The sequence below is a fragment of the Paenarthrobacter sp. NPDC090522 genome (assembly GCF_044769225.1).
In the GTDB taxonomy this organism is placed as follows: Bacteria; Actinomycetota; Actinomycetes; order Actinomycetales; family Micrococcaceae; genus Arthrobacter.
Map to the genome: position 1 here is coordinate 141,822 of NZ_JBIVXL010000005.1, position 22,559 is coordinate 164,380.

At 65.0% G+C, this 22,559-nt stretch carries 21 protein-coding genes, 1 pseudogene and 1 riboswitch; of the genes and pseudogenes, 6 read left to right on the forward strand and 16 right to left on the reverse strand.

The window, feature by feature from the left end:
• Window positions 1–58: 58 nt before the first annotated feature.
• Window positions 59–1,351, reverse strand: coding sequence for an MFS transporter (locus tag ACIQT2_RS07985; RefSeq protein ID WP_402945266.1), 1,293 nt, complete (start codon window positions 1,349–1,351; stop codon window positions 59–61).
• Window positions 1,352–1,376: 25 nt separating this feature from the next.
• The gene (locus tag ACIQT2_RS07990; protein ID WP_402945268.1) at window positions 1,377–2,594 is read right to left on the reverse strand and encodes a M20 family metallopeptidase; all 1,218 of its coding nucleotides are present in this window, start codon (window positions 2,592–2,594) and stop codon (window positions 1,377–1,379) included.
• A gap of 140 nt (window positions 2,595–2,734) precedes the next feature.
• Here ACIQT2_RS07990 and ACIQT2_RS07995 point away from each other — a divergent pair, with 140 nt between their 5' ends.
• Window positions 2,735–3,772, forward strand: coding sequence for an Lrp/AsnC family transcriptional regulator (locus tag ACIQT2_RS07995; protein ID WP_400336873.1), 1,038 nt, complete (start codon window positions 2,735–2,737; stop codon window positions 3,770–3,772).
• Window positions 3,773–3,920: 148 nt separating this feature from the next.
• On the opposite strand, the gene ACIQT2_RS08000 is transcribed toward ACIQT2_RS07995, so the two are convergent.
• The gene (locus ACIQT2_RS08000) at window positions 3,921–4,649 is read right to left on the reverse strand and encodes an SAM-dependent methyltransferase (RefSeq protein ID WP_402945271.1); all 729 of its coding nucleotides are present in this window, start codon (window positions 4,647–4,649) and stop codon (window positions 3,921–3,923) included.
• 112 nt (window positions 4,650–4,761) lie between these two features.
• A complete protein-coding gene (gene soxR / locus ACIQT2_RS08005; RefSeq protein WP_400336870.1) occupies window positions 4,762–5,223 on the reverse strand; it encodes a redox-sensitive transcriptional activator SoxR in 462 nt (153 codons plus the stop codon).
• A 63-nt stretch (window positions 5,224–5,286) separates the two neighbouring features.
• Between soxR and ACIQT2_RS08010 the strand changes: the two genes are divergently transcribed.
• Window positions 5,287–6,687 (forward strand): MFS transporter, encoded by a 1,401-nt coding sequence (locus ACIQT2_RS08010; protein WP_402945275.1) that lies wholly within the window; start codon window positions 5,287–5,289, stop codon window positions 6,685–6,687.
• Window positions 6,688–7,037: 350 nt separating this feature from the next.
• Entirely contained in the window at window positions 7,038–8,777 is a 1,740-nt protein-coding gene (locus ACIQT2_RS08015) for a DEAD/DEAH box helicase (protein WP_402945278.1), read from the forward strand.
• Window positions 8,778–8,959: 182 nt separating this feature from the next.
• On the opposite strand, the gene ACIQT2_RS08020 is transcribed toward ACIQT2_RS08015, so the two are convergent.
• The 5 genes from ACIQT2_RS08020 to ACIQT2_RS08040 form a co-directional block, all read right to left on the reverse strand.
• On the reverse strand, window positions 8,960–9,610 hold the full coding sequence (locus ACIQT2_RS08020; protein WP_400336864.1) for an MBL fold metallo-hydrolase: 651 nt from the start codon (window positions 9,608–9,610) through the stop codon (window positions 8,960–8,962).
• A 4-nt stretch (window positions 9,611–9,614) separates the two neighbouring features.
• Window positions 9,615–10,619 (reverse strand): aldo/keto reductase, encoded by a 1,005-nt coding sequence (locus ACIQT2_RS08025; protein ID WP_402945280.1) that lies wholly within the window; start codon window positions 10,617–10,619, stop codon window positions 9,615–9,617.
• 202 nt (window positions 10,620–10,821) lie between these two features.
• Window positions 10,822–11,163, reverse strand: a complete 342-nt coding sequence (locus ACIQT2_RS08030; RefSeq protein WP_400336959.1) for a DMT family transporter — start codon at window positions 11,161–11,163, stop codon at window positions 10,822–10,824.
• An 80-nt stretch (window positions 11,164–11,243) separates the two neighbouring features.
• Entirely contained in the window at window positions 11,244–11,558 is a 315-nt protein-coding gene (locus ACIQT2_RS08035) for a DMT family transporter (protein ID WP_400336861.1), read from the reverse strand.
• 9 nt (window positions 11,559–11,567) lie between these two features.
• Window positions 11,568–11,633, reverse strand: a riboswitch (guanidine-III (ykkC-III) riboswitch).
• Between the two features lie 57 nt (window positions 11,634–11,690).
• On the reverse strand, window positions 11,691–12,308 hold the full coding sequence (locus tag ACIQT2_RS08040) for a HutD family protein (protein ID WP_402945284.1): 618 nt from the start codon (window positions 12,306–12,308) through the stop codon (window positions 11,691–11,693).
• A gap of 98 nt (window positions 12,309–12,406) precedes the next feature.
• Between ACIQT2_RS08040 and ACIQT2_RS08045 the strand changes: the two genes are divergently transcribed.
• Window positions 12,407–13,003: a phosphoribosylanthranilate isomerase gene (locus tag ACIQT2_RS08045; protein ID WP_402945286.1), complete on the forward strand. Its 597-nt coding sequence runs from the start codon at window positions 12,407–12,409 to the stop codon at window positions 13,001–13,003.
• A gap of 220 nt (window positions 13,004–13,223) precedes the next feature.
• On the opposite strand, the gene ACIQT2_RS08050 is transcribed toward ACIQT2_RS08045, so the two are convergent.
• Window positions 13,224–13,676, reverse strand: coding sequence for an SRPBCC domain-containing protein (locus ACIQT2_RS08050; protein WP_402945289.1), 453 nt, complete (start codon window positions 13,674–13,676; stop codon window positions 13,224–13,226).
• 395 nt (window positions 13,677–14,071) lie between these two features.
• On the opposite strand from ACIQT2_RS08050, the gene ACIQT2_RS08055 reads away from it, so the two are divergent.
• Window positions 14,072–14,473: a YccF domain-containing protein gene (locus tag ACIQT2_RS08055; RefSeq protein ID WP_397323517.1), complete on the forward strand. Its 402-nt coding sequence runs from the start codon at window positions 14,072–14,074 to the stop codon at window positions 14,471–14,473.
• A gap of 12 nt (window positions 14,474–14,485) precedes the next feature.
• On the opposite strand, the gene ACIQT2_RS08060 is transcribed toward ACIQT2_RS08055, so the two are convergent.
• The 6 genes and pseudogenes from ACIQT2_RS08060 to ACIQT2_RS08085 form a co-directional block, all read right to left on the reverse strand.
• Window positions 14,486–16,132 (reverse strand): exo-alpha-sialidase, encoded by a 1,647-nt coding sequence (locus tag ACIQT2_RS08060; protein WP_402945292.1) that lies wholly within the window; start codon window positions 16,130–16,132, stop codon window positions 14,486–14,488.
• Window positions 16,133–16,175: 43 nt separating this feature from the next.
• Entirely contained in the window at window positions 16,176–17,045 is an 870-nt protein-coding gene (locus ACIQT2_RS08065; RefSeq protein ID WP_402945295.1) for a DUF4031 domain-containing protein, read from the reverse strand.
• Window positions 17,046–17,190: 145 nt separating this feature from the next.
• Window positions 17,191–18,525, reverse strand: a complete 1,335-nt coding sequence (locus tag ACIQT2_RS08070; RefSeq protein ID WP_402945298.1) for an FAD-binding oxidoreductase — start codon at window positions 18,523–18,525, stop codon at window positions 17,191–17,193.
• A gap of 31 nt (window positions 18,526–18,556) precedes the next feature.
• The gene (locus ACIQT2_RS08075) at window positions 18,557–18,706 is read right to left on the reverse strand and encodes a hypothetical protein (RefSeq protein WP_400336847.1); all 150 of its coding nucleotides are present in this window, start codon (window positions 18,704–18,706) and stop codon (window positions 18,557–18,559) included.
• Between the two features lie 145 nt (window positions 18,707–18,851).
• Entirely contained in the window at window positions 18,852–19,181 is a 330-nt protein-coding gene (locus ACIQT2_RS08080) for a hypothetical protein (protein WP_402945656.1), read from the reverse strand.
• Between the two features lie 125 nt (window positions 19,182–19,306).
• Window positions 19,307–19,468, reverse strand: a pseudogene (locus ACIQT2_RS08085) (pyridoxamine 5'-phosphate oxidase family protein); the annotation flags it as partial.
• A gap of 429 nt (window positions 19,469–19,897) precedes the next feature.
• Here ACIQT2_RS08085 and clpB point away from each other — a divergent pair.
• Window positions 19,898–22,552 carry an ATP-dependent chaperone ClpB gene (clpB, locus tag ACIQT2_RS08090; protein ID WP_400336843.1) on the forward strand — a complete coding sequence of 885 codons (2,655 nt, stop codon included), beginning with the start codon at window positions 19,898–19,900 and terminating at the stop codon, window positions 22,550–22,552.
• The last annotated feature ends 7 nt before the right edge of the window (window positions 22,553–22,559 follow it).

The following is a 22,559-nucleotide window of genomic DNA, read 5'->3' on the forward strand; positions in this document are numbered from 1 at the left end:
CAGCTCCTGTCGCTATGTGGGCTCATAGCGACAGGAGCTGTCCCCTACTTGGGAGAGCCTAGACGGTCAGGTCCTTGCCCTTCGTCTCCGGAATGGTGAAGACGAACGCGATGCTGATGACCAGCAGGATCACGGCGTACACGTTGAACAGGTATCCCTGCCCGATGGTGCCGAGCCACGTCTGCAGGTATGGGGCGGTACCACCGAAGGCGGCGACGCAGATGGAGTACGGAACGCCGACGCCCACAGTGCGGATGTGCGTGGGGAACAGTTCGGCGTACACGGCGGGAACAATGGCGGCACTGCCGGCGATGAAGAACAACATCACGGACATGGACACCGCGAGCTGCCACGGGGAATCCTTCAGGAGCCACGTCATGGGGAAGTGGAGCAGGGCCGAGCCGGCGGAGGAGATGATCAGCACGGGCTTGCGGCCGATCCGGTCGGACAGCTTGCCCCAGAACGGCAGTGCTGCAATGAACACGATGTTGGCGATCACGCCGGCCCAGAGAGCCGCGCCGCGGTCCATCTTGAGCGTGGTTGCTGCGTAGCTCGGAGCCACGACGCCCCAGATGTAGTAGACCACCGTGAGGCCAACGGTCAGGCCGATGACCTGCAGCGCCTGCTTGCGGTACTTCACGATCTGCGGCCACATTGGAGCGCGCTTTTCCTTGGGAGCCTCGGCCTCGAACGCTTCGGTTTCCTTCATTTTGGAGCGCATGATCAGGGCATAGATACCCAACGCGCCGCCGATCAGGAACGGGATTCGCCAGCCCCAGGCACTCATGTCCTCCTTGCTCAGGACGGCCGTGAGGATTGCGCCGAGAAGGGTTCCAGCCAGGATGCCGGCTGTGCCGGAGGTGTAGATGAGGGTGGCCCAGAAGCCGCGCTTTTCCTTGGGTGCCATCTCGGACAAATACGTTTGCGACGACGGCAACTCGCCACCGTGCGCCAGGCCCTGGATAAGGCGGGCTACCAGCAACATCACGGACGCGAAGGCGCCAACGGCAGCGAAGGTAGGTGCGATGCCGATCAGCAGGCTGCCAACCGCGCCGAGCGCAACGGCGATGGTCATGGAGGTCTTGCGGCCGATCCTGTCACCGATCCAGCCGAACACGAAGCCACCGAACGGGCGGGCAACGAATCCGACGGCGAAGATCGCCAACGTGGACAGCACGGCCGAGGTGGGGTCCGAGGTGCTGAACAGGGCACTGGCGATGAACGGCGAGAACGTGGCGTAAATGGCCCAGTCGTACCATTCCACGGCGTTGCCGATGCCGGTGCCCACGAGCGTGCGCAGGTGGGACTTGTGGACCTTGACGTCAGGGGACGTTCCAACGGTGGCGGTCATGGGGTTCTCCAAAGGGGCCGTGGGACTAGTTGGCGGAAAGGGTGGCGATGCGGGAAACGGCGAGTTCGGCGTAGAGCGCCGCACCGTCGGTGAGGACCCCGTCGTCGAACGTTGCGTACGGCGAGTGATTAAAGGGCGACGTCGCGTGGTCGGCACCGGGAGCCACGGCGCTGAGCCCCACGAAAGTTCCGGGAACCTCGGCGAGGACGCGGGAGAAGTCCTCGGAGCCGCTCAGGGGAGTGGCCATCCGGGTGAGGCGGGATTCGCCGAACATTCCGGCGATGACCTTTTCGGCCGTGTTGGTCTCGTCCTCATCGTTGATGGTGAGGGGGTATTCCTGCTGGTAGTCCACGTCCACCTCCAAACCGTGGGCCGCTGCGATGCCTTTGAGCAGTTTGGGTACTGCAATCATCATCTTCTGCCGCGAGTCTTCGGAAAAGGTCCTGATGGTGGCTTCGATGCGGGCTGTCTCTGGGATGACGTTGCGCTTGGTGCCTGCGTGCAGCACACCGACCGTGAGGACTACGGGATCGAACATGTTGAACTGCCGGGTAACCATCACCTGCAGGGCCGTGACCATCTCAGCGGCTGCTGTCACGGGGTCCTTGGCCGAGTGTGGGGCCGAGCCGTGGCCGCCCGCGCCGAGAACGGTGACCACCAGGCCATCGGACGAGCTGAGCATCACGCCGTTCTTGGTGACGAACTGGCCATGCGGTTCCAGTGAGGAGAAAACGTGCATTCCGTAGGCGGTATCCACTCGGCGGCCGGCGGCATCCAGGACGCCTTCGTTGATCATGTAGCTCGCGCCGTCGAATCCTTCCTCGCCGGGCTGGAACATGAGGACAACGTCGCCAGCCAACTGGTCCCGCCGTTCTGCCAGCAGGGTCGCGGCCCCGGCCAGCATGGAGGTGTGGAGATCATGTCCGCAGGCATGCATCGCTCCGTCGATCCGGGAGGTGTAGTCCACGCCGGTGGTTTCCTGGACTGGCAGTCCGTCCATGTCGGCGCGCAGGAGGACCACCGGCTTCTCGGCCGAAGCGTGGGCCGCACCTCCGCGCAGAACCGCGGTGACCGACGTCGTGTCCTTGCCCAGCGTGATTTCGTATGGGAGACCATCCAGCGCCTTGAGTACCTTTTCCTGCGTGCGGGGGAGTTGCAGGCCGATCTCCGGTTCGCGGTGGAGGTCGTGGCGGAGGCGAACGATGTCTTCCTGCAGTTCCTTGGCATCGGCGGCGATGGTCATGTGTTCTCCTGTGGTGCTCGGCTACGTGGTTCCTTATGCCATTCTGTAGTGACCTGCTTCACAAGTTCTGAAACAACTGGAAATGCGCATGAAGTCTCCAAGAACGCAGGATTCATGCACCTTTGCGAGAGAATGGACGTATGGAACTCAGTGAAGAAGATCTGCGCCTCATTAACGCACTGCAGATTTCACCGCGGATCAGCTGGTCCGACGCCGGCAATGTCCTGGGCGTCCACGCCACCACCCTGGCCGCACGATGGGACCGGCTCCGGGCGGTCGGCGCCGCCTGGACTACCGCCCACCTCATGGGCGACCCCAAGAACATGTGCCTGGCCATGGTGGACATCGACTGCGAAATGGACCTCCGACCCGAGGTGACAGCCGCCGTAGCGCAGCTGCCCGAGGTGATCACTGTCGAGGAAGCCGCCAGCAACCGCGATCTCACGCTGACTGTCATCACGGAAGACCTGGACAAGTTCAGTACTGGACTGCTGCCGCGCCTGAAGGAAGTCCGCGGGCTCACCAAGTACCAGACGTCCCTCTGCACGCGCATCCACACGAGCGGTTACGCCTGGCGGCTCAACGTCCTGAGCAAGGCCGAGCAACAGGCCATCCGCGCGCTCGCCGGACCGGAGTCGGCGAACCCGTCCGCGCCCGACGCCATCGTCGTGCCGTTGCCGGAAAGCCATCTGGCCCTCATTCCGTTTTTGGCCCGGGACGGCCGCGCGTCCGCCGCCGAGATTGCGCGTGCCCTCGGCCGCCATCCAGCTACGGTCCAGCGTCAACTGGGCAGGGTACTCGCCAGCAGGATGCTGTCCTTCCGCTGCGAGATCGCGCAGAAATTTTCCGGTTACCCCGTCACCGTCCAATGGTTCGCCAACGTCCCCGCCGGCCAGCACGAGGCCGCGGCCACCGAGCTCCGCGCCGTCAGGAACGTCCGCTTCTCGGCCTCCACCACGGGCCGGACCAACTTCACCATGATCATGTGGCTGCGCACCTTGGCCGAGGTCATGGAAATGGAACTCGCCATCCAGCAGCGCATCCCGGGCGTTGAGCTCGTGGAAAGCGTGGTCATGCTCAACACGGCCAAACGCGTCGGCTGGATGCTCAACCCGGACTCGACTGCCACGGGAACGGTGGTGGCACCCTACGGTGAACTGCTGCCGCAAAGTGCGTAGCGGCAAACATGTTGAGTACGACGCCGGAGCGGGGCGTGGGTGCCTCGGCCCGGCGGCGCTCGGGCTGGAATTGCTCCGGACGGCTGGGAGGCCGAGTGCCGCGGCAGTGGCTCGGAGCGTGCCGAGCCTGGGCCGCTCCCGGCACAGGCTAGGCTTTCTTCGTCGCCCGCAGGACCGTGTCCAGGATGGTCGCGGGGTTGCCATCGGGATCGTCGATGGTCCGCTCCCGGGCTTCCAGGACGTCAATAAGCCAAGGCCCCTGTTCCAGGCCGAGTGATTCCGCCAGCTCGTCCGGAGCGTAGAACATTCCCGGTTCGTGGTGATGACCCCATGGCGCAAGCCCGTGCGGGTGATGCCCAACGATCAGGAGCGTGCCACCCGGCGCAACTGCGGCCGCTGCCTTTGCGGTGGAGTCCTGCCACGGCAGCAAGGGGGAGTGGAGGAACTGTGCCGAGACCAAGTGGTACTCGGGCTCGGGAGTCCAGTCAGCCAGATCCTGTTGCTGCCACGTGATCCGGTCCTGCTGGCCGTTCTCTGCGGCGTGTGCGGCTCCGCGGTCCAGGGCGACGGCTGAGACATCCATGGCCGTGACCTGCCACCCTTGCTTCGCGAGCCAGATGGCGTCGCCGCCCTCGCCGCAGCCCAGGTCCAGGGCTGTGCCCGGTTCCAGGTTGCCTACTTCAAGCACCAGTTGCGGATTGGGGTTGCCGCTCCAGATCTTCGGGCGCTCCCTGTACATTCCGTCCCACATGTCCACGGCGTTGTCCGCGTCCTCGTGGAGGTTCAAGCGACCCTGCTGGTCGCCGTGGTGGTGGGTGCCGCCGTCGTGAGTGTGCGCGCGCTGGTGGGTGCCGCCGTCGTGAGTGTGTTCAGCCATGACCCAAGCGTGCCGGTCGCCGGCAAACGCGCGCAAGACCTGTTGCTGTTCCGGCAAAATCTGACTGGCAGTTGCGGTTGTTCCCAGCTCTGGGAACAACCACAACTGCCAGTCAGTTGGGCGTGTTCCACCGCTGTGCGCCCGCACCGCCAACCCCGAGCTCGTCCGAAGGGTTCTGCAGGGTGCACGATTTCAGGCTCAGGCACCCGCAGCCGATGCAGCCGTCCAGATCGTTCCGCAGGTGTTGGAGCGCGGCGATCCTTTCGTCGAGCTCCTTTCGCCAGCGCAGGGAGAGCCTGGTCCAGTCACGCTTGGTGGGCGTCCTGCTGTTGGGCAGGGAATCCAGGGCCTCCCGGATGTCCTTGAGCGGCAAGCCCACGCGCTGCGATGTCTTGATGAAAGCCACCCGTCGGAGCGTCTCGCGGGCGTACCTGCGCTGGTTGCCCGGCGTGCGTTCGGCGCTGATGAGTCCGTTGCGTTCGTAGAAATGAAGGGCCGACGCCGATACTCCGCTGCGCTCGGACAACTCACCGACGGTGAGGGCCCGGTGGGCGTCACCGGATACCTGCGGCATGATCCAACCTCCAGCGGCGTGTGAATTGACCTCAACAATAGTTGAGGTTCTAGGGTAGCGTGCATGACCCCTGACACCTCAACGGCCGGTATTCTGCGCCGTCCCTATCTCTTGGCCACCGTGGGCACGTGTGCGCTCGTCTTCCTGAGCGCCTTCGAGTCCCTCGCGGTGACCACTGTCATGCCGGTCGTCAGCAGGGATCTCGATGGTGCCAGCCTCTACGCGTTGGCTTTCGCCGGTCCCTTGGCCACGGGTGTGATGGGTATGGTGGGCGCCGGCAACTGGTCCGACCGCCGGGGTCCCCGGGCGCCGCTGTACGCCTCAGTGGGATTGTTCGTGGTGGGCCTGCTGATCGCGGGCATGGCAAGCATCATGCCGATGCTGGTCCTTGGCAGGCTGGTCCAAGGCCTTGGTGGAGGCGCCATGACCGTTGCCCTCTATGTCCTCGTGGCACGGATTTATCCGCCGGCCCTGCATGCCAAGATCTTCGCCGCCTTCGCAGCGTCCTGGGTGGTTCCCTCGCTCGTCGGCCCCTTCGCGGCAGGTGTGGTGGCGCAGTTGACCAGCTGGCACTGGGTGTTCCTCGGCGTGGTGGGATTGGTCATTCCCGCGCTCGCCATGGTGGTGCCGGCCATGCGTGGCTTGGCGCCGACTAACGCCAAGGAACCCGTGCCATGGGCTTTCGGACGCCTTGGTTGGGCTGCACTGGCCGCACTGACGGTCCTTGCACTGAACCTGTCCGCGGAGGTACCCGGCTTCGGTATGGCGATTGCCGCCGTCGCGCTTGTCCTCGCGCTGATCGCCGTGCGTCCGCTGGTTCCGCGCGGGACCCTGACCGCTCGACGCGGGCTTCCCAGCGTCATCCTGTCCCGTGGGCTCGCATCGGCGGCATTCTTTGGCGCCGAGGTTTACCTGCCGTACCTGCTGACCGAGCGATACTCTTTCACGCCAACCTTCGCCGGGTTGACCCTCACGGGTGCGGCGCTGGCCTGGGCGAGCGCCTCGGCTTTGCAGGGCCGGCTCGGTTCCCGACTGGCTGATGCGTTCGCTGTGAGGACGGGTGCCATCCTGGTGCTGGCGGCCATTGCGCTTGCCTTCGTAACGGCCGCCCTGAATTTCACCCCCGCAGTCGCCATTGCAGGCTGGCTCTTTGCCGGTTTTGGCATGGGCCTCATGTACCCGCGGCTGAGCGTCATGACTCTTGCCCTTTCCACGCCGGACAACCAAGGCTTCAACAGTGCTGCGATGTCAATCTCCGATTCCCTCGGCGGTGCCCTGTCGCTCGCCACGACGGGACTCGTCTTCGCGGCATTTACGACGACGGACTCGTTTGCGGCGGTCTTTGCACTGACGGCGATCATCGCCGTCGTCGGGGTTGTGGTGGCGCCGCGGGTCGCCGCCCGCCCGGTGTCATCCGGTGCCCGGGACGGCGAACCCGAACTCTCCCTCACCCAGCCCAACTAGGGGACAGCAAACGTCGCACTGAGGGCTCAGTGGAACGTTTGCTGTCCCTTAGTTGGGTGCGTGGGGCGCCCCGATGCAAGGCCCGATGCAAGGCGCGGCCCCAAGCCCTGCTAGAATGGGATCACTTGATGTGCGGTGACGCCCTGAATGTTCGCTCGCGAGAGCGCAATGCAGGGCATTTTTCATGTGAGAGGCACATCCTGCGTCGATGAACGCGTTCCATTTGGTCCCGGCCAACGCTGCTGCAGCGAACCGGTAGACCACCTGACTTTTCCTCGGCGAACCCCTGGCCCAACCGGCGTCGGGGGCCGATGTCCGTCGCTGGACACCGCCCGAAAGACATGAAGTACATGACTACTTTTGCTGCCCTTGGCACGCCCAAGGCAATCGTTGAATCCCTCGCTGCAAACGGCATCGAAGAGGCATTCCCCATCCAGGTCAAGACCCTCCCGGACACGCTGGCAGGGCGCGACGTCCTGGGCCGTGGCCGCACCGGCTCCGGCAAGACCATCGCTTTCGCCATCCCGCTCGTAGCCCGTTTGGCCGAGCGCGAAGCCGGCTACTTCCGCAAGCCGGGCCGTCCCATGGGCCTCGTCCTGGCACCCACACGTGAGCTCGCAACCCAGATCAACGCCACGGTTGAGCCGCTGGCCAAGGCCATGGGCCTGAACACCACGGTGATCTACGGCGGCATCTCCCAGGCACGCCAGGAGAAGGCCCTGCGTGCCGGCGTGGACATCGTCATCGCCTGCCCCGGCCGCCTCGAAGACCTGATCCGCCAGCGCATCCTGACCCTCGAGTCGGTTGAGGTGACCGTGCTGGATGAGGCCGACCACATGGCGGACCTTGGCTTCCTTCCCGTCGTCAAGAAGCTCATGGACATGACCCCCAAGCAGGGCCAGCGACTGCTTTTCTCGGCAACGCTGGACAATGGCGTTGACAAGCTGGTCAGCCGTTACCTGTCCAACCCGCTGACCCACTCCGTCGATGACCCGCAGGCCGCGGTGACCACCATGGAACACCATGTCTTCGTGGTCAACGACCAGACCGTCAAGAAGCAGCTCATCGTCGAACTGGCTTCCGGTGCCGGCCGCCGCGTGCTCTTCATGCGCACCAAGCACCACGCCCGGAAACTTGCCAAGACGCTCACGGATGCCGGTATCCCTGCCGTGGACCTGCACGGAAACCTGTCGCAGAACGCCCGCGACCGCAACCTGGCCGAGTTCTCCAGCGGCGACGTCCGCGTCCTGGTGGCCACCGACGTCGCAGCCCGAGGTGTGCACGTGGATGACGTTGAACTCGTCATCCACGTGGACCCGCCCACAGAGCACAAGGCGTACCTGCACCGCTCCGGCCGTACGGCCCGCGCAGGTTCCGACGGCACCGTGGTCACGCTGACCCTCCCGGACCAGCAGCAGGATGTCAAGAAGCTCATGCGTGCAGCAGGCGTGGACGTGTCGTTCGAACGCGTCACCGCCAGCTCCCCGCTGGTCGCCGAGCTCGTGGGCGAGGTTGCGGACAAGGTCGATCCCCGCACCCGCGCCGCGCTGCTCGCTGCCAAGCTTCCACAACAGGGCGGCGGAACGTCCACCGGCGCCAACGCCCAGCGCAAGCGCGCCCGCCGTTCCGGCCAGGCTGCCCCCACTGCGGGTGGCCGCGGCGGCCGTGGTGGTCGCGGCAAGGTTGCGGCTGAGCCGGTTCGCACGGACCTTCCGCGTGCCGAGCGCCGCGCAGCAATGAACGACGACGTCGCCCGCAACTCACGCGGTCGCGGCAAGTCGGGTGCCACGCACCGCAACGACGTTCCCGGCTCGCAGGGGCAGAACGGCCGCAGCGGCCGTCCGGCAACGGGCCAGCGTGCCTCCGGTGGGCAGCGGTCGGCTTCGGCTCCGCGTTCTGCCTCTGCCACAACGACGCGCGGCAGCGGAAACAAGGCCGTGTGGTCGTCGAACACTGGCGGTACGTCGGGTGGATCGTTCGGTTCGGGTAACTCCGGTCGTGGGGGATCCGGTTCGGGCTCGGGTCGTCCGGCCCGCAGTGGTCCGCGCCGTGCTTCGGCTCCGGCGTCGAACGAACGCCGCGGCCGCTAGGTCCCCGCAGGTTCCCTCGCCCCGCAAGCTCGGCCGGGGAACCCTGCCTGCGTGGGCCCTGCTTTGGAAGGCCCGCTCAGCATCCCCGCCGCCTCCCTGACTTCGCAAGCTCAGTCAGGGAAGCCGGGCGGCGTGGGCCCTGCCAAGGAATACCGCGCAAAGCAGGCCCCGCAATGTGAGGCTTACCAGCCGCGGGCGCGCCACTCCTCGAGATGTGGCCGCTCAGTACCGAGGGTGGTGGGCAGCCCATGCCCAGGGTGGACCACCGTGTCATCCGGGTAGGCGTCGAACAGCCGTTCCGTCACGTCGTTCAACAGTGACGTGAAGCGTGCGGAATCGTTCTGTGTGTTGCCGACGCCGCCTGGGAACAACGAGTCGCCGCTGAAGATGTGGGCCGGCCCTTCCGGGTCCTGGTAAACGAACGCGATCGAACCAGGTGTGTGCCCACGCAGGTGGACCGCCCGGATCTCGAAGTCGTCGAACCGCTCAACGTCGCCATGACCAAGGCGGACATCCACCGGAACGGGCAACGCATCGGCGTCGTCCGCTCCTGCAGAGGTGGTTGCCCCGGCAACCTTCACCAGTTCCGGAAGTGCGCGGACGTGGTCCCAGTGCTGGTGGGTGGTGGCGATCCGGAGCAGCTTGGTGGGCTCGGATGCGTCCTCAGCCGACTCGGCCAGCAGTTGCTGGATGGCCGGGAGGTCGTCGGCGGCGTCGATCAACAGCTGGGCACCTGTCGCCTTGGACGTCAGCAGGTACACGTTGTTGTTCATCTCGCTGACGGAGATGCTGCGAATGGTGACGTCACGGAGTGAGTGAATGAGCGAGTCCATTCGTTCAGCCTACGTTGTTGGCTTCGCGGCCCTGCGACACCCAGTTGGGGTCGGCGGAGCGTGAACCCACGACGGCGTTCGCGGCTTGGTCGAGCACCTCAAGGTGCGCTTCGCCCAAGTTGAGCGACAGTGCCCCCAGGTTCTCGTCGATTCGCTGCGTCTTGCGCGTGCCGGGGATGGGAACCACGGGGAGGCCCAGGCGTTTGCCCTGCGTGAGCAGCCAAGCCAACGCCACCTGGGCGGGAGTTGCGTCAAGCTGACCGGCTATTTGGCGGACCGCTACCACTACGGCCTGGTTGGCATCAAGGGCACCTTCGCCGAAGCGTGGGATCTTGTGGCGGAAATCGTTCTCGCCCAGGTCGCTTGCGTTCACGGTTCCCGTGAGGAAGCCGCGGCCCAGCGGTGAATACGGCACAAAGCCAACCCCCAGTTCCTTGGCTGCAGGAACAACATGCTGTTCAACATCCCGGCTCCAGATGGACCATTCGCTCTGGACCGCGGCAATGGGATGCACGGCATGTGCTTGCCGGAGTTCCTCGGCTGTCACTTCGGACAGTCCCAGGTGCCGGACCTTGCCCTCACGGACCAGCTCCGCCATGGCCTCCACGGTTTCCACAATCGGAACGCGGAGGTCGCGGCGGTGCAGGTAGTAGAGGTCAATCACGTCAGTATCCAGGCGTCGAAGGCTCGCTTCGGCCGCCTGTTTGACGTAGGGAGCATCCCCGCGGACGCCAGTGTACCCGTCCGCGGGGTTGCCCTCGATTCCGAACTTGGTGGCCAACTGGATCTCGTCGCGGCGTTCCTTGAGGAGTTTGCCGACGAGTTCTTCGTTGCTTCCCGCGCCATAGACATCGGCCGTGTCGATGAACGTGATCCCGGCCTCCACTGCGTGCCGGAGGGTTTTCAAGCCTTCCCCGGGCTCGATGCCGCCGTAGACGGGGGTGAGCGCCATCCCGCCAAATCCGAGTGGGCTCACGGTGAGGTCATTGCCAAGGTGTACTGCAGTCATGACGGTCTCCATTACGCATAGGGTCTCATTGCCAGTGCTCTCCTTGGCGTGAACCCGACGTCCCGCGCTGGTATTCCTGTGTTTCGCCAGAGAATCCGTCGTTCGGGCCCGATTCGATGGTTCGCTGCGCACTGTGCCGTGCGAGCGGCATGATGTGCAGCGATCCATCGAAATGGATTGAGACCCCGCCGCGTGCGGGACCCTACTCGGAATCCGTCCCGGTCTTGTGGGCTGGCAGCGCCTTCAAACCCGCAGCACAGCCAACGATTCCCGCGATGAACAGCAACTTCAAGGGGCTGGCCGGCTCAACACCGGTGATCATGGCCCAGCCAACCGTCAGGGCCGCGCCGATGCCCACCCACACGGCATAGGCAGTGCCCAGGGGGATGCGTTTAACGGCGATGCCCAGGCCCACCATGCTCAGTGTTGCGGTCACGGCGAAAACCAGTGTTGGCAGCAGGACAGTAAAACCGTTGGACAGGCCCAGGGCCGTGGCCCACACGGCTTCAAGAACGGCCGATGCGAGCAGGATGATCCAGAAAATTCCGGACTTCGCCTGTTCGGACTTCGCCGCTCCCGTCGCCGGAGCAACGACGGGTTCACGATTCGTGTTCGCAGTCATGGCTACGCCACCACCTTCAGGCCAACCACGCACGCGCCGATGCCTGCGAGCAGCAGGAGGCGGGCCGCCGTCGGACGTTCAACCTTGGTGACCATGGCGTAAGCGGAGGTCAACACGACGCCGACGCCCACCCACACCGCATAAGCCGTACCCGTGGGAATGGATTGCATGGCGATCGCGAGACCGCCAGTGCTGGCGATGACCGAAACCAGGAAAACGATGGTGGGAACGGGCCTGCGGAAGCCCTTGGAACGGTGGAGGGCTGCGGCCCAGACGGCCTCAAGCGCTCCGGAAAGAATGAGGATTAACCACGACATGACTTTTCCTTTGGCCAGTCTTGTCGCGTGCCGGGTACTGAACCGTCGTCCGGAGGTTCCAGAGCGGAACCTTGGTCCCTAGGCTAGCAACTCCCCCAGGGGGTGGCCACCTCTGGTGGCAAAAGTCACCACTCAGACGTGGTCGATGGAAACGACAGCCACGAACCCGCGGCCGGAAATCTCGGGGCTGAGGACGTCGGAGCCAACCACTGCGTCGTAGCGCGAGAGCTCCACCGGTTCCTCGACGACGGCAGCGGGCTCGGCGCCGTCGTCGGGCGTTTCCTCTGCGGCCGCGCCGGGCGCAACGCTTGCTTTGCCCTCCAGCAGAACTGCGAACTGGCCCTCAAAAACGGGGTGTGGGCGCTTTTTGGAAAGCTCGACGATGGACGCAAAGCCCTTGAACTTGTCGACGCGGGCAATGATGTTAAGGTCCCGGATGTCGCCGGTGGGCAGCGCGGCCGAGGAGGGGGCTTCGCCCGAGAAACGGAACGGCCGGTACTTCTCCAAGGGGTGCTCGGTACCGTCCACGGTCAGGAGCATCAAGTCGCCGTCGATGATGGTCAGGACCCGTTCCATGCCCGGAAAATTGGAGAAGTCGCCGGCTTTGGAGACATCGGCGATGCTGAGCCGCCAGTCCCATGCGCCATCCTGTGCCGACGCGGCCTTCGGGTGGCTTGCGATCTCGCGGGTTACACCGCCCCCGTTGCGCCACGGTTCGGGATGGATGTCGGCAAAGCGGATGATCTCCATCCGTCCAGCGTAGTGGTCCGGCGCGGTTCAACAATGGGCCATATGACTTGCTAACGTCATAAGAGGATTGTTGGGCGCGTAGCGGCTGGAGGCACGGAATGTTCGTTAAAGTGTGTGGTTTGAGCACACCCGAATCCGTTCGTGAAGCCGTCTCGGCCGGTGCCGACGCGGTGGGTTTCGTCCTCACGGCCAGCCCACGCGAAGTCAGCCCGGAGACCGTCCGTTCGTTGCTGCCCTTGGTGCCCTCCGGTGTTGCGGCTGTTGGCGTCTTCCGCCACGAGACCGCTGCCGCTGCCGTTGCCCTTGCGCAGGCTGCTGGCCTGTCATGGGTTCAACTGCACGGTCACCGGACTGCGGCCGACGTTGAGGCAGTGCACGACGCCGGCATGCGGCTTATCCGCGCAGTCACCATGGGTGCCTCCCCGGCAGAGTTCGGTGATCTGGGCGAGGAACTGTTCCTGATCGACGCGGCAGTGCCTGGTTCGGGGGAGGCCTGGGATTACGCGTCCGTGCGTGAAAAGGGTCTGGACAGCCGTTCCTGGCTGCTCGCCGGTGGCCTGGAACCGGGCAACGTTGCTGCCGCTGCTTCCGCGGCCGGTGCCTGGGGCGTGGATGTGTCCTCGGGGGTCGAGTCCTCCCGGGGAGTCAAGGACCTGGCCAAGGTCCGGGCCTTCGTGGAAGCCGCCAAGGCCTAACCCCCTCTTTACCCCGTCCCCCTTCCCCGCCTCCCCCCGCCTCCCCCGACCCTCTCTCACCGAACCGCCTGTTTTTTGGGACGCTCTCTCACTGAATCGCTTGTTTTTTGGGACGCTCTCTCACTGAGTCGCCTGTTTTTTGGGACGCTCTCTCACTGAATCGCCTGTTTTTTGGGACGCTCTCTCACTGAATCGCCCGTTCTTGAGCACTCTCTCGCGGTTATCCGAGCGTTGCATCCAACTTGTCGAATGACGTGCCCCAGCCGTCCCGCGTCATTTCCACCCACTCTTCCGATGCAAAGGGCCCCTGGGTCAGGTGCATGCGGGTACGGCTGCCGCCCAGATCTTCGAATTCGAGATGCATCTCTTCGTATTCGTGGTCGGCGTCCGGGGCGGCTTTGGCCGTTGCGACCAGCAAACCCGGTGCGTTCAGCTGAGTGATGACTGCTTCAATCGGCGCTTCTTGGGGACCGTTCTCATCCGTCCATGCCATGACAACCTGCCACACTCCGCCGACCCTGGGATCGACGATGATTTTCTCCCGCGGAGCATCAACTTCCACGGGTCCAAACCATTTGGTGAGCTGGTCCGGTTCCATCCAAGCCTCGAAGACTTTCTCGCGCGGGGCGTCGAAATCGCGGGTCAGGCTGAGGGTGTGCTGTTCTGTGCTCATGGTGGTCCTCCGTGCGTGGTTCATGGATGCGGCGGCGCATCACAGGCGGTGCCAGTGGGACCGAGTCTAGGCCGAAGCCCGGCCAAAACCGACGCGCTATCACCAAATCGCCCGAAACTCGGAACGCTCTGTCTTCTTGGCCGCACCGTAGTGAGCACAGTGAGCGAGCGTCCACCTGGAAGGGGGTGTTTGGTGAGAGAGGGTCCGGGGGGAGGGGTGTTTGGTGAGAGAGGGTCCGGGGGGAGGGGGTGTTTGGTGAGAGAGGGTCCGGGGGGAGGGGTGTTTGGTGAGAGAGGGACTGTGGGGAGGGGGTGTTTGGTGAGAGAGGAAAGTCAGGGGCGAGTCAGGGCAGACCCCTAGGCTTTTGGACGGTCCGGCACGAGAGAATGGTGACTATGAAAACTCTGCTCAACATCATTTGGCTGGTTTTTGGCGGCTTCTGGCTCGCCCTCGGTTATTTCGCCGCGGGCATCATCTGCTGCGTCCTCATCGTGACCATTCCGTGGGGCATTGCCTCCTTCCGCATTGGCGCATACTGCCTGTGGCCGTTCGGTCAGATGGTGGTGGAAAAGCCCGGCGGCAGCGGCGTGTTCGCTTTGCTGGGCAACGTCATCTGGTTGTTGGTGGCGGGCATCTGGATTGCGATCGGGCACGTGGTCACCGCGGTGGCCATGGCCCTGACGATCATCGGAATCCCGCTGGCCATCGCGAACCTGAAGCTGATCCCGGTTTCCTTGATGCCGCTCGGCAAGCAGATCGTGCCCACCAACCGTCCGTTCGTCAGCACCTACCGCTGAGGCGACACGTTCCTATGAGGCAGCAACGCTTCCGGTGCGCAGCTCGAACCGGAAGCGTCGCTCCGTACGGAACCTCCCGCCGTCGGACTCCACCGCGAACCTGAGCTCCAGCGCGTCCGCCAGCAGGTCCGATTCCGTGATGGTGTAACTCGGCGTGAAATAGAGGGACTGCTGGCCCGGCTCCAGGCGCGTGGCCGGGAAATCGCTCCCGTGCGGTCCCAGAAGTACGACGTCGGCAAGCGGCTCAGAGCCGCTGTTGCGGACGCGTCCTGTGAAGGCGAGGATGTCCCCGGCCTTGTACCCGGGAATGATGGTGCCGTAGTTGAGGTCCTGCGCTTCCCGCGTGCCGAGCACCTGGTCCTGGCCGGCGTACCCTTGGCCGATTTCTTTCCACGTCTGGACGTCCCACTCGCCATCGCTGTTTGACGGTATGACGTGGAATTCACCGGCGTTCTGCCAGTGTGCGGGCCTGCCCGGGGTGACGGAGCGGAGTTCCATGTGGAAGGTGAGCGGATCCCGGTCTTCGCTGGGCAGGGTACTCGGAGCGGATGCGAGTTGGGAGACCAGTTGTTCCGCAGGAACCGAAGCGAACACGATCTCGCGGTATCCCTGCCGCTCGTAGAGGACACCGACGTTGCCGTCGGGAAGTCGCGTGGCCGTGGAGTAAGCGGAACTGCCCTCGCACAGCACCAGCTTGGCCGGCCAGGTGGCCCCGTTGTCCGGGGAGAGGCTGAGCACGGTGTTGCGGCGAAGATGGGGGTCCTGGTTGTTGGTGGCGATGAGCCAATGCGAGGTACCGGACGGCAACTGGACCAGCGGCAGCCCGTCGAACCTGGTGAGGGATCCGTTGTCGCTGGGGTCTGGCAGGTCCGGCACAGGCGTCAACGGTCCCCATGTTTGTCCGCCGTCCTCCGAGATCGCGGCAAGGCGGCACGGCGTGGCCCGGCTGTGCACCAGCAAGCGCCCGTCGGTAAGGCATACCACCTTGTTCTCGTTGGGTCCGATTCCGGCGGGACCCGTGCGGATCAGCGCACCGAGGGTCCAGGTCTCTCCGTGATCGTCGCTGAGGGCGGAGGCAGCCATGATTTCCCCGTCCACCAGCAGGACGTACTGCTGTACCAAGCGGCCTTTGAACGGTCCGGTGTGTATCTGGATGCCTTGGCCGGCCGCGGCGAACAACCCGGTGGTACCACTGTGAACCGGCTTGAGTGATGAGGTGAGCCGCCGGTGGTGCCAGGTCCCGCCGTCGTCGTCTGAATAGCTGACGTCGGCATGTTGGACGGCGTCGTCCGGCTCCAGTCCGGCGACCGCTTCGAAGAAGCCGGCGTGTGTTCCGGCGGCGTGGAACATGAAGATCCGTCCCGTGTCCGCATCAACCAGGAGGCTGGGATCGCCGTATCCGTTCAGCCCGGTGCCGGTGCGGACCACCTGTTGTTCGCCCCACGTGGCGCCGTTGTCCCTGCTGCGGCGGAGCAGCAGGTCGATGGTGTTGGGCAGGTCGTCCAGGTTGGGCCTGCCGTCATACGCCGCCAGGATGGTCCCCGCCGTGCTGACGGCCAGCGCTGGGATCCGGTACTGCCGGTAGCCTCCGGTGCCGCGGACGGCGAGGACGTGTTCAACGGAGGGGCGAGCCTGTGGAGCACAGAGGTAGGAGGTCACACCTCCTAGTGTAAGGGCTGGCTATGCGGTGATCCCGGCTCGGTCATGCCAGTTCGGCCGCGAGGTTCCGGCGGGCGGCATCCAGCCACAGCGCCTTGGCGCGGTCACCGTGGAACAGCGGGTCCAGGCCCAGCAGGTGACGCACGACGGCGGCACGCCCTTTCGCGAAATCAGCGTCGCTGACGTGGGCGTAGTCTTCGCGGACGGCCGCCACATACCTGGCATAGGACTGTTCGTCGCCACCGAGCACAGACAAGTCCGCATCGCATAAGAGGGCACCGGCGTGATCGCCCGGCTCAGGACTGTGCTTGTCCGTCAGCCGGACCAGGCGCGCCACCTCTGCGACGTCAACCGGGGCCAAGCCGGCCGCGGTCAGCCGGTCTTCGGCGAGCCGGGCTGACTCCTCCTCGTCCTGGCCTGCAACCCCTTCATAGACGGCGTCGTGGAACCATGCGGCAAGGGCAACAGTGCGGGCCGGCAACGCTGGATCGGTCAAGGTGTCCAGAGCCTCAAGGACAGCCAGGAGATGTGTGCGGCCGTGGTACTTCCGGGTGGCCTCGCCCCAACGTTCCAGCAACTCCAAGCCGAGTTCCTCGTGGCCGGGGTACGTGCTGTTCCAGCGTTCCATCAAGGGCACCGTGAGGGCCTTGCTGCGCTCGCGGGCCGGGATCCGGAGGCCGCTGGCAATGAGTTTGCGGACCAGGATCCGGGCCTCGACGGGAATGGCACCTGCCTTGACCAGATCGTCGTACCGGCGCTCGGGCACATCGTAATGGTCGCCGTCGAAAGCCCGTTCCGGCACTCCTGCCGCCTCCGCGAACGCGTGCAGTTCATCGAGCGACTTGTCTGAGACCAGGTGGGAGAAATGGGTACCGTGCGCGGGCCAGAGGGGAGGGTCGACGTAGATGGCCATGGCCAAAGTGTAGTCCCGGATTTCAACGGCCGCGGGTGGGCTGATCCTTCCCAGTTGCCGGCCATCGGGGCGTGTCTACCGCCAACCACCGCCCCGGAACACGGGCAACATTGCCGGTGTGGTCCACGGCAACTGGGAAGGAGTCTTAGTGCTCCGCTGGAAGGATGTTCTGGTTCCCCCTGAACGTGTTGTCGGGATCGAACTGCGCCTTGACCTTGGAGAGCCGACGGTAGTTTTGCTCGCCGTAGGCCGCGATGATGCGGTCCTGGCCTTCGTCGCCGATGAAGTTCAGCCATACGCCACCGCTCGTATGCGGAGCGATGTCCTGCCTGAACTGCTTCACCCACGCCTTGGCTTGCTGTCCGCCCTCCGGGGTTTCCGCAAGGCCGAACGGATGGCTGACCCAGGCGGCGCCACGGTTCAACAGCGGGGTGTTCTCCGCCGCAGGGCCGGCCACCGCACCGCCCCAGCGGCCGATGAGTTGCTCCGAGTTCGCACTTGGCAGCCGCTTTGCCGAGTCCACCACAATGTCCACGGCATCGTCAGTGAGTTCATCGTGGTAGTCGGCGCTCCAATAGTTGTAGTGATCCGGAGGATCGTCGATCATGCACTGGAAGTCGGCGTACCCCATCGGTCCAACGAGGTCCACCGTGGGGCCGAGCTCCTTGAACGGCTTCGCGTGTTCGGCGCCTTCCTCGACGTTCCCCGCATACAGGTAGGCCATGCCGACGGCCAGCTTGCCCACCATGTCCTCGGGTACGAACTCTTCCGGCGGGGCCGTGAGGTAAACGAGTGCCGTGCCAACCTGATCCGGCGCATCCAAGGCGAGCTGGCGGTAGGCCCGGGTCACTTCCGTTGCCGCATCGCCCGGGAACAACATCAACCCCGCCACGACCGACGGACCCAGATCGTGCAGTTGGAACGTGAACGACGTGGCCACTCCGAAGTTCCCGCCGCCACCGTGCAATGCCCAGAAGAGTTCGGGATTCTCGTGTTCGCTCGCCGTCACCAAATCGCCGGAAGCAGTCACCAGGTCGACTGAGATCAGGTTGTCACACGCGAATCCGTAGGCGCGCTCCAGCCACCCCGAGCCGCCGCCCAGCGTAAAGCCGGAGACACCCGTCGTCGATGCCCGGCCACCCGTGACCGCCAATCCGTGCTGCTGCGTGGCCCGGTCGAACTCGCCCCACGTGAGCCCGCCGCCGGCCGTGACAGTCTTGGCTTCCGGATCCACGCTGATGGATTTCATGGGACGGACGTCAATCACCAGGCCGCCGTCGTTGGTGGACATGCCGGCCACCGAGTGCCCGCCCGATCTGACCGCCACCTCCAGGTTGTGGTTGCGGGCATGCTTCAGCGCCTCCGCCACCTCGCCAGGGCTGGAGCATCTGGCGATGACGGCCGGCCTGCGGTCGATCATTGCATTGAAGAGTTTCCGGGTTTCGTCATAGTCCGGATTGTCCGGACGGATCCATTCCATGGGACGCTCCTTCGCGCCTGAGACTCTCTCCCTAGAACAGGTTACGGCGGGCGCCCCCGGCGGGCCATGGGTAATGCTTACGGATCGCTTTCGCTTCCTTCCGGACGGGTACGACGGCGGTGCGCTGACGACGGCGGTGCGCTGACGACGGCGGTGCGCTGACGACGGCGGTGCGCGCCACGTAGTGCCCTCGCACCACGTAGTGCCCTCGCACCCCTTCGCGCCCTCGCACCCCTTCGCGCCGTGCGCTCCCGTAGTAGCGGTAGCCCTCAGCGCGAACGGGTGCGATGCCGCGACGTAAGGGGTGCGCAGGGCGGAACGCGGATCTACTCCCGGTACATGCGTTCCGCGTAAGCCGGCCCATAATAGGCTTCGAGATCCGCCAACGGTGTATCCGGCTGCACGTAGGTCTTGGAAAGCGTGGCTATGGACGGCAAGCCCGCGATGTCCCAGGAATCCGGCTCCCACAGCCCGCTGCGCATGAAGGCCTTGCCACAGTGGGTGAAGACCTCGTCCACGCTGACCACGATGGCAACCCGCGGACGGTGGCCCTTGACCACCATGTGATCGAAGAAGTCCGCATCCCGGACCAGCTTGGCCGTCCCGTTGATGCGCAGAGTGTCGGTTCGCCCGGGAACCACGGAGAGGATACCCACGTTCGGGTTCTCCAAATGTTGCGGAATCCGAAGGCGAGCTTGTTGCCGGGCCTTTCCGGGATGGCGATCGTGAAGTCGTCCAGGACGTGGATGAATCCGGCGGGGTCACCTTTGGGTGAGGCGTCGACGCGACCCTGGGCGTCCGCCGTCGAGATCACGCAAAAAGGACTGGCTGCGAGCCATTGCCGGTCAAAGTCGCTGAGCGATGTCCGCACCTTGCGTCGAACGCGTTCGAGGGGGAGGCCGATCAGTTCTTCCAACTCGTGCACCGAAGCGATGGGTTCCATGGGCCCAGCCTACTTTCCTTAGGGCATTCCGGATCTTGTGGAACGAGGCGCACCACTTTCCGCCATCCGCACCCGTAGGAACGGGTGCGCTGGGCGGGTACGGGCGCGATGGTTTGCCGGAACGGGTGCGCTGGGCGGGTACGGGTGCGGGTTTCGCCGGTACGGGTGCGCTGGGCGGGTACGGGTGCGGGCTTCGCCGGAACTGGGTGCGCTGGGCGGGTACGGGTGCGGGCTTCGCCGGAACTGGGTGCGCTGGGCGGGTACGGTTGCGGGCTTCGCCGGCGTGGCCCTCAACAGCAATCCGCACACCGGCGCTGGACAGCAGTTTCGCCGTGGGCAAACATGGAACACAGTGAGTCAAAATCCAAAGTTGAGCGTAGTAGACTCAACTTTGTAATCCTTGGTTCTACTCCAGAAAGGGAGCTCTCTTTGGACGTCAAATTCACCACCAAAAGCCAGGAGGCCCTTTCTGCGGCCGCCATGAATGCCTCCACCGCCGGCAACCCGCAGGTGGAGCCCGCACACCTGCTGAAAGCCCTCATGGACCAGCGGGAGGGCGTTGCTGTTGCCCTCCTCCGGGCAACGGGTGCCGATCCGGACGCCGTGAGCGTGCAGGCAAGTTCCGCCATCAAGGCGCTGCCGTCGTCGTCGGGCAGTTCCGTCCAGCAGGCGCAGTTGTCGCGCCAGTCCATGCAAGCCATCCAGGCCGCCCAGGCCGACGCCGACAAACTCGGCGATTCCTTTGTCTCAACCGAGCACCTGCTGCTGGGACTCTCGGCCGGAAGTGACGCCGTCGGGAAGTTGCTGCGCGACGCCGGTGCCTCCCATGAGGCGCTTCTCGCCGCCCTGCCGGGTGTCCGGGGTGACCGCAAGGTCAATTCACCGGACCCTGAGAACACGTTCCAGGCCTTGGAAAAGTTCGGAACCGACCTGACCGCAGTTGCCCGTTCCGGAAAGCTGGACCCGGTGATCGGCCGCGACAGTGAGATCCGGCGCGTGGTCCAGGTGCTGAGTCGGCGCACCAAGAACAACCCTGTGCTCATCGGTGAGCCCGGCGTTGGCAAAACGGCCGTCGTCGAAGGCCTGGCGCAACGCATGGTGGCCGGCGATGTCCCCGAAAGCCTGCGCGGGAAGACCCTCATTGCCCTGGATCTGGCCTCCATGGTGGCGGGAGCCAAGTACCGCGGCGAATTCGAGGAGCGCCTGAAGGCAGTCCTGGAGGAGATCAAGAACTCCAACGGTCAGATCGTTACCTTCATTGACGAGATCCACACCGTGGTGGGTGCCGGCGCAACGGGCGAGAGTGCCATGGACGCCGGCAACATGCTCAAGCCGATGCTGGCCCGTGGTGAGCTCCGCCTGATCGGTGCCACCACCTTGGACGAGTACCGCGAGAACATTGAGAAGGACCCGGCCCTGGAGCGTCGTTTCCAGCAGGTCTACGTCGGTGAGCCGAGCGTGGAAGACACCATCGGCATCCTCCGCGGACTCAAGGAACGCTACGAGGCGCACCACAAGGTAGCCATCGCCGACTCGGCCCTGGTTGCCGCAGCCACGCTCTCCAACCGCTATATTTCCGGCCGCCAACTCCCGGACAAAGCCATTGACCTGGTGGACGAAGCCGCATCGCGTCTTCGCATGGAGATCGACTCCGCGCCTGAGGAGATCGACCAGCTCCGCCGTGCCGTGGATCGCCTGACCATGGAGGAACTTGCACTCCAGGGTGAAACCGATCCTGCCTCCGTGGAGCGGCTGGCCGCCCTGCGCGCGGACATGGCGGACAAGAAGGAGAGCCTCGCGGCGCTCAATGCGCGCTGGGAAGCGGAGAAGGCCGGGCTGAACCGGGTGGGTGACCTCAAGGCCAAGATCGACGAGCTGCGCTCGGCCGCCGAGAAGCACCAGCGCGAAGGTGACCTCGAGTCGGCGTCGCGCATTCTGTATGGCGAGTTGCCCGCGCTGGAACGCGAGCTCAACGCCGCCGCCGAGGAGGAATCGGCCCGCAGCGATTCGGAGCCGGAGCTGATGGTGGCCGAAGAGGTCACCGCCGACGACATCGCCGAAGTCATTTCGGCCTGGACGGGAATCCCCGCAGGCCGCATGCTGCAGGGGGAGTCCCAGAAGCTGCTGCACATGGAAGCCGAGCTGGGGAGGCGCCTGATCGGCCAGGCCAAGGCTGTCCAGGCTGTGTCCGATGCTGTCCGCCGCGCCCGCGCCGGCATCAGCGACCCCAACCGCCCCACGGGTTCGTTCCTCTTCCTGGGCCCTACCGGCGTCGGCAAGACGGAACTGGCCAAAGCCTTGGCCGACTTCCTCTTCGACGACGAGCGCGCCATGATCCGGATCGACATGTCCGAGTACGGCGAGAAGCACTCGGTGGCCCGCCTGGTGGGTGCTCCTCCGGGATACGTTGGCTACGAAGAAGGCGGCCAGCTCACCGAAGCGGTTCGGCGCAGGCCGTACTCAGTGGTGCTGTTGGACGAGGTTGAGAAGGCCCACCCCGAGGTGTTCGACATCCTCCTGCAAGTGCTCGACGACGGCCGCCTCACCGACGGCCAGGGCCGCACCGTGGACTTCCGCAACACCATCCTGGTGCTGACCTCAAACTCGGGCAGCCAGTTCCTGGTGGACACCACCCTCGATGCCAAGGCCAAGCGCGAAGCTGTCATGGCCGTGGTCCGGGCATCCTTCAAGCCCGAGTTCCTGAACCGCCTCGATGAGATCGTCCTGTTCGATCCCCTCTCGGTCGAGGAGCTCGCCCGGATTGTTGAGTTGCACGTCGCCGAGCTGACCAAGCGCCTGCGCGACCGCCGGCTCACGCTTGAAGTGACTGATGGTGCCAGGGCTTGGCTTGCGATGTCCGGCTACGATCCGGCGTACGGTGCCCGGCCGCTGCGCCGCTTGGTGCAGCGTGAGATCGGAGACCGCCTGGCCAAGGAAATCCTGGCCGGCGACATCAGCGACGGCGATACGGTCTTGGTGGACACGGCCGCCGACGTGGACGAACTCACCATCGAGGGGCTTGAGTCCTTGGACCTCGACGGCGGCATGCCGGCGGGCACCGGGCTCTCTGTCCGCCGGAAGTAGGCTGCGG

Excerpts from the sequence above, each read along its gene's own strand:
- ACIQT2_RS07985 (WP_402945266.1), bottom strand. The coding sequence starts at position 1,351 with ATGACCGCCACCGTTGGAACGTCCCCTGACGTCAAGGTCCACAAGTCC.
- ACIQT2_RS07990 (WP_402945268.1), bottom strand. The coding sequence starts at position 2,594 with ATGACCATCGCCGCCGATGCCAAGGAACTGCAGGAAGACATCGTTCGC.
- ACIQT2_RS07995 (WP_400336873.1), top strand. The coding sequence starts at position 2,735 with ATGGAACTCAGTGAAGAAGATCTGCGCCTCATTAACGCACTGCAGATT.
- ACIQT2_RS08000 (WP_402945271.1), bottom strand. The coding sequence starts at position 4,649 with ATGGCTGAACACACTCACGACGGCGGCACCCACCAGCGCGCGCACACT.
- soxR (WP_400336870.1), bottom strand. The coding sequence starts at position 5,223 with ATGCCGCAGGTATCCGGTGACGCCCACCGGGCCCTCACCGTCGGTGAG.
- ACIQT2_RS08010 (WP_402945275.1), top strand. The coding sequence starts at position 5,287 with ATGACCCCTGACACCTCAACGGCCGGTATTCTGCGCCGTCCCTATCTC.
- ACIQT2_RS08015 (WP_402945278.1), top strand. The coding sequence starts at position 7,038 with ATGACTACTTTTGCTGCCCTTGGCACGCCCAAGGCAATCGTTGAATCC.
- ACIQT2_RS08020 (WP_400336864.1), bottom strand. The coding sequence starts at position 9,610 with ATGGACTCGCTCATTCACTCACTCCGTGACGTCACCATTCGCAGCATC.
- ACIQT2_RS08025 (WP_402945280.1), bottom strand. The coding sequence starts at position 10,619 with ATGACTGCAGTACACCTTGGCAATGACCTCACCGTGAGCCCACTCGGA.
- ACIQT2_RS08035 (WP_400336861.1), bottom strand. The coding sequence starts at position 11,558 with ATGTCGTGGTTAATCCTCATTCTTTCCGGAGCGCTTGAGGCCGTCTGG.
- ACIQT2_RS08040 (WP_402945284.1), bottom strand. The coding sequence starts at position 12,308 with ATGGAGATCATCCGCTTTGCCGACATCCATCCCGAACCGTGGCGCAAC.
- ACIQT2_RS08045 (WP_402945286.1), top strand. The coding sequence starts at position 12,407 with ATGTTCGTTAAAGTGTGTGGTTTGAGCACACCCGAATCCGTTCGTGAA.
- ACIQT2_RS08050 (WP_402945289.1), bottom strand. The coding sequence starts at position 13,676 with ATGAGCACAGAACAGCACACCCTCAGCCTGACCCGCGATTTCGACGCC.
- ACIQT2_RS08055 (WP_397323517.1), top strand. The coding sequence starts at position 14,072 with ATGAAAACTCTGCTCAACATCATTTGGCTGGTTTTTGGCGGCTTCTGG.
- ACIQT2_RS08065 (WP_402945295.1), bottom strand. The coding sequence starts at position 17,045 with ATGGCCATCTACGTCGACCCTCCCCTCTGGCCCGCGCACGGTACCCAT.
- ACIQT2_RS08070 (WP_402945298.1), bottom strand. The coding sequence starts at position 18,525 with ATGGAATGGATCCGTCCGGACAATCCGGACTATGACGAAACCCGGAAA.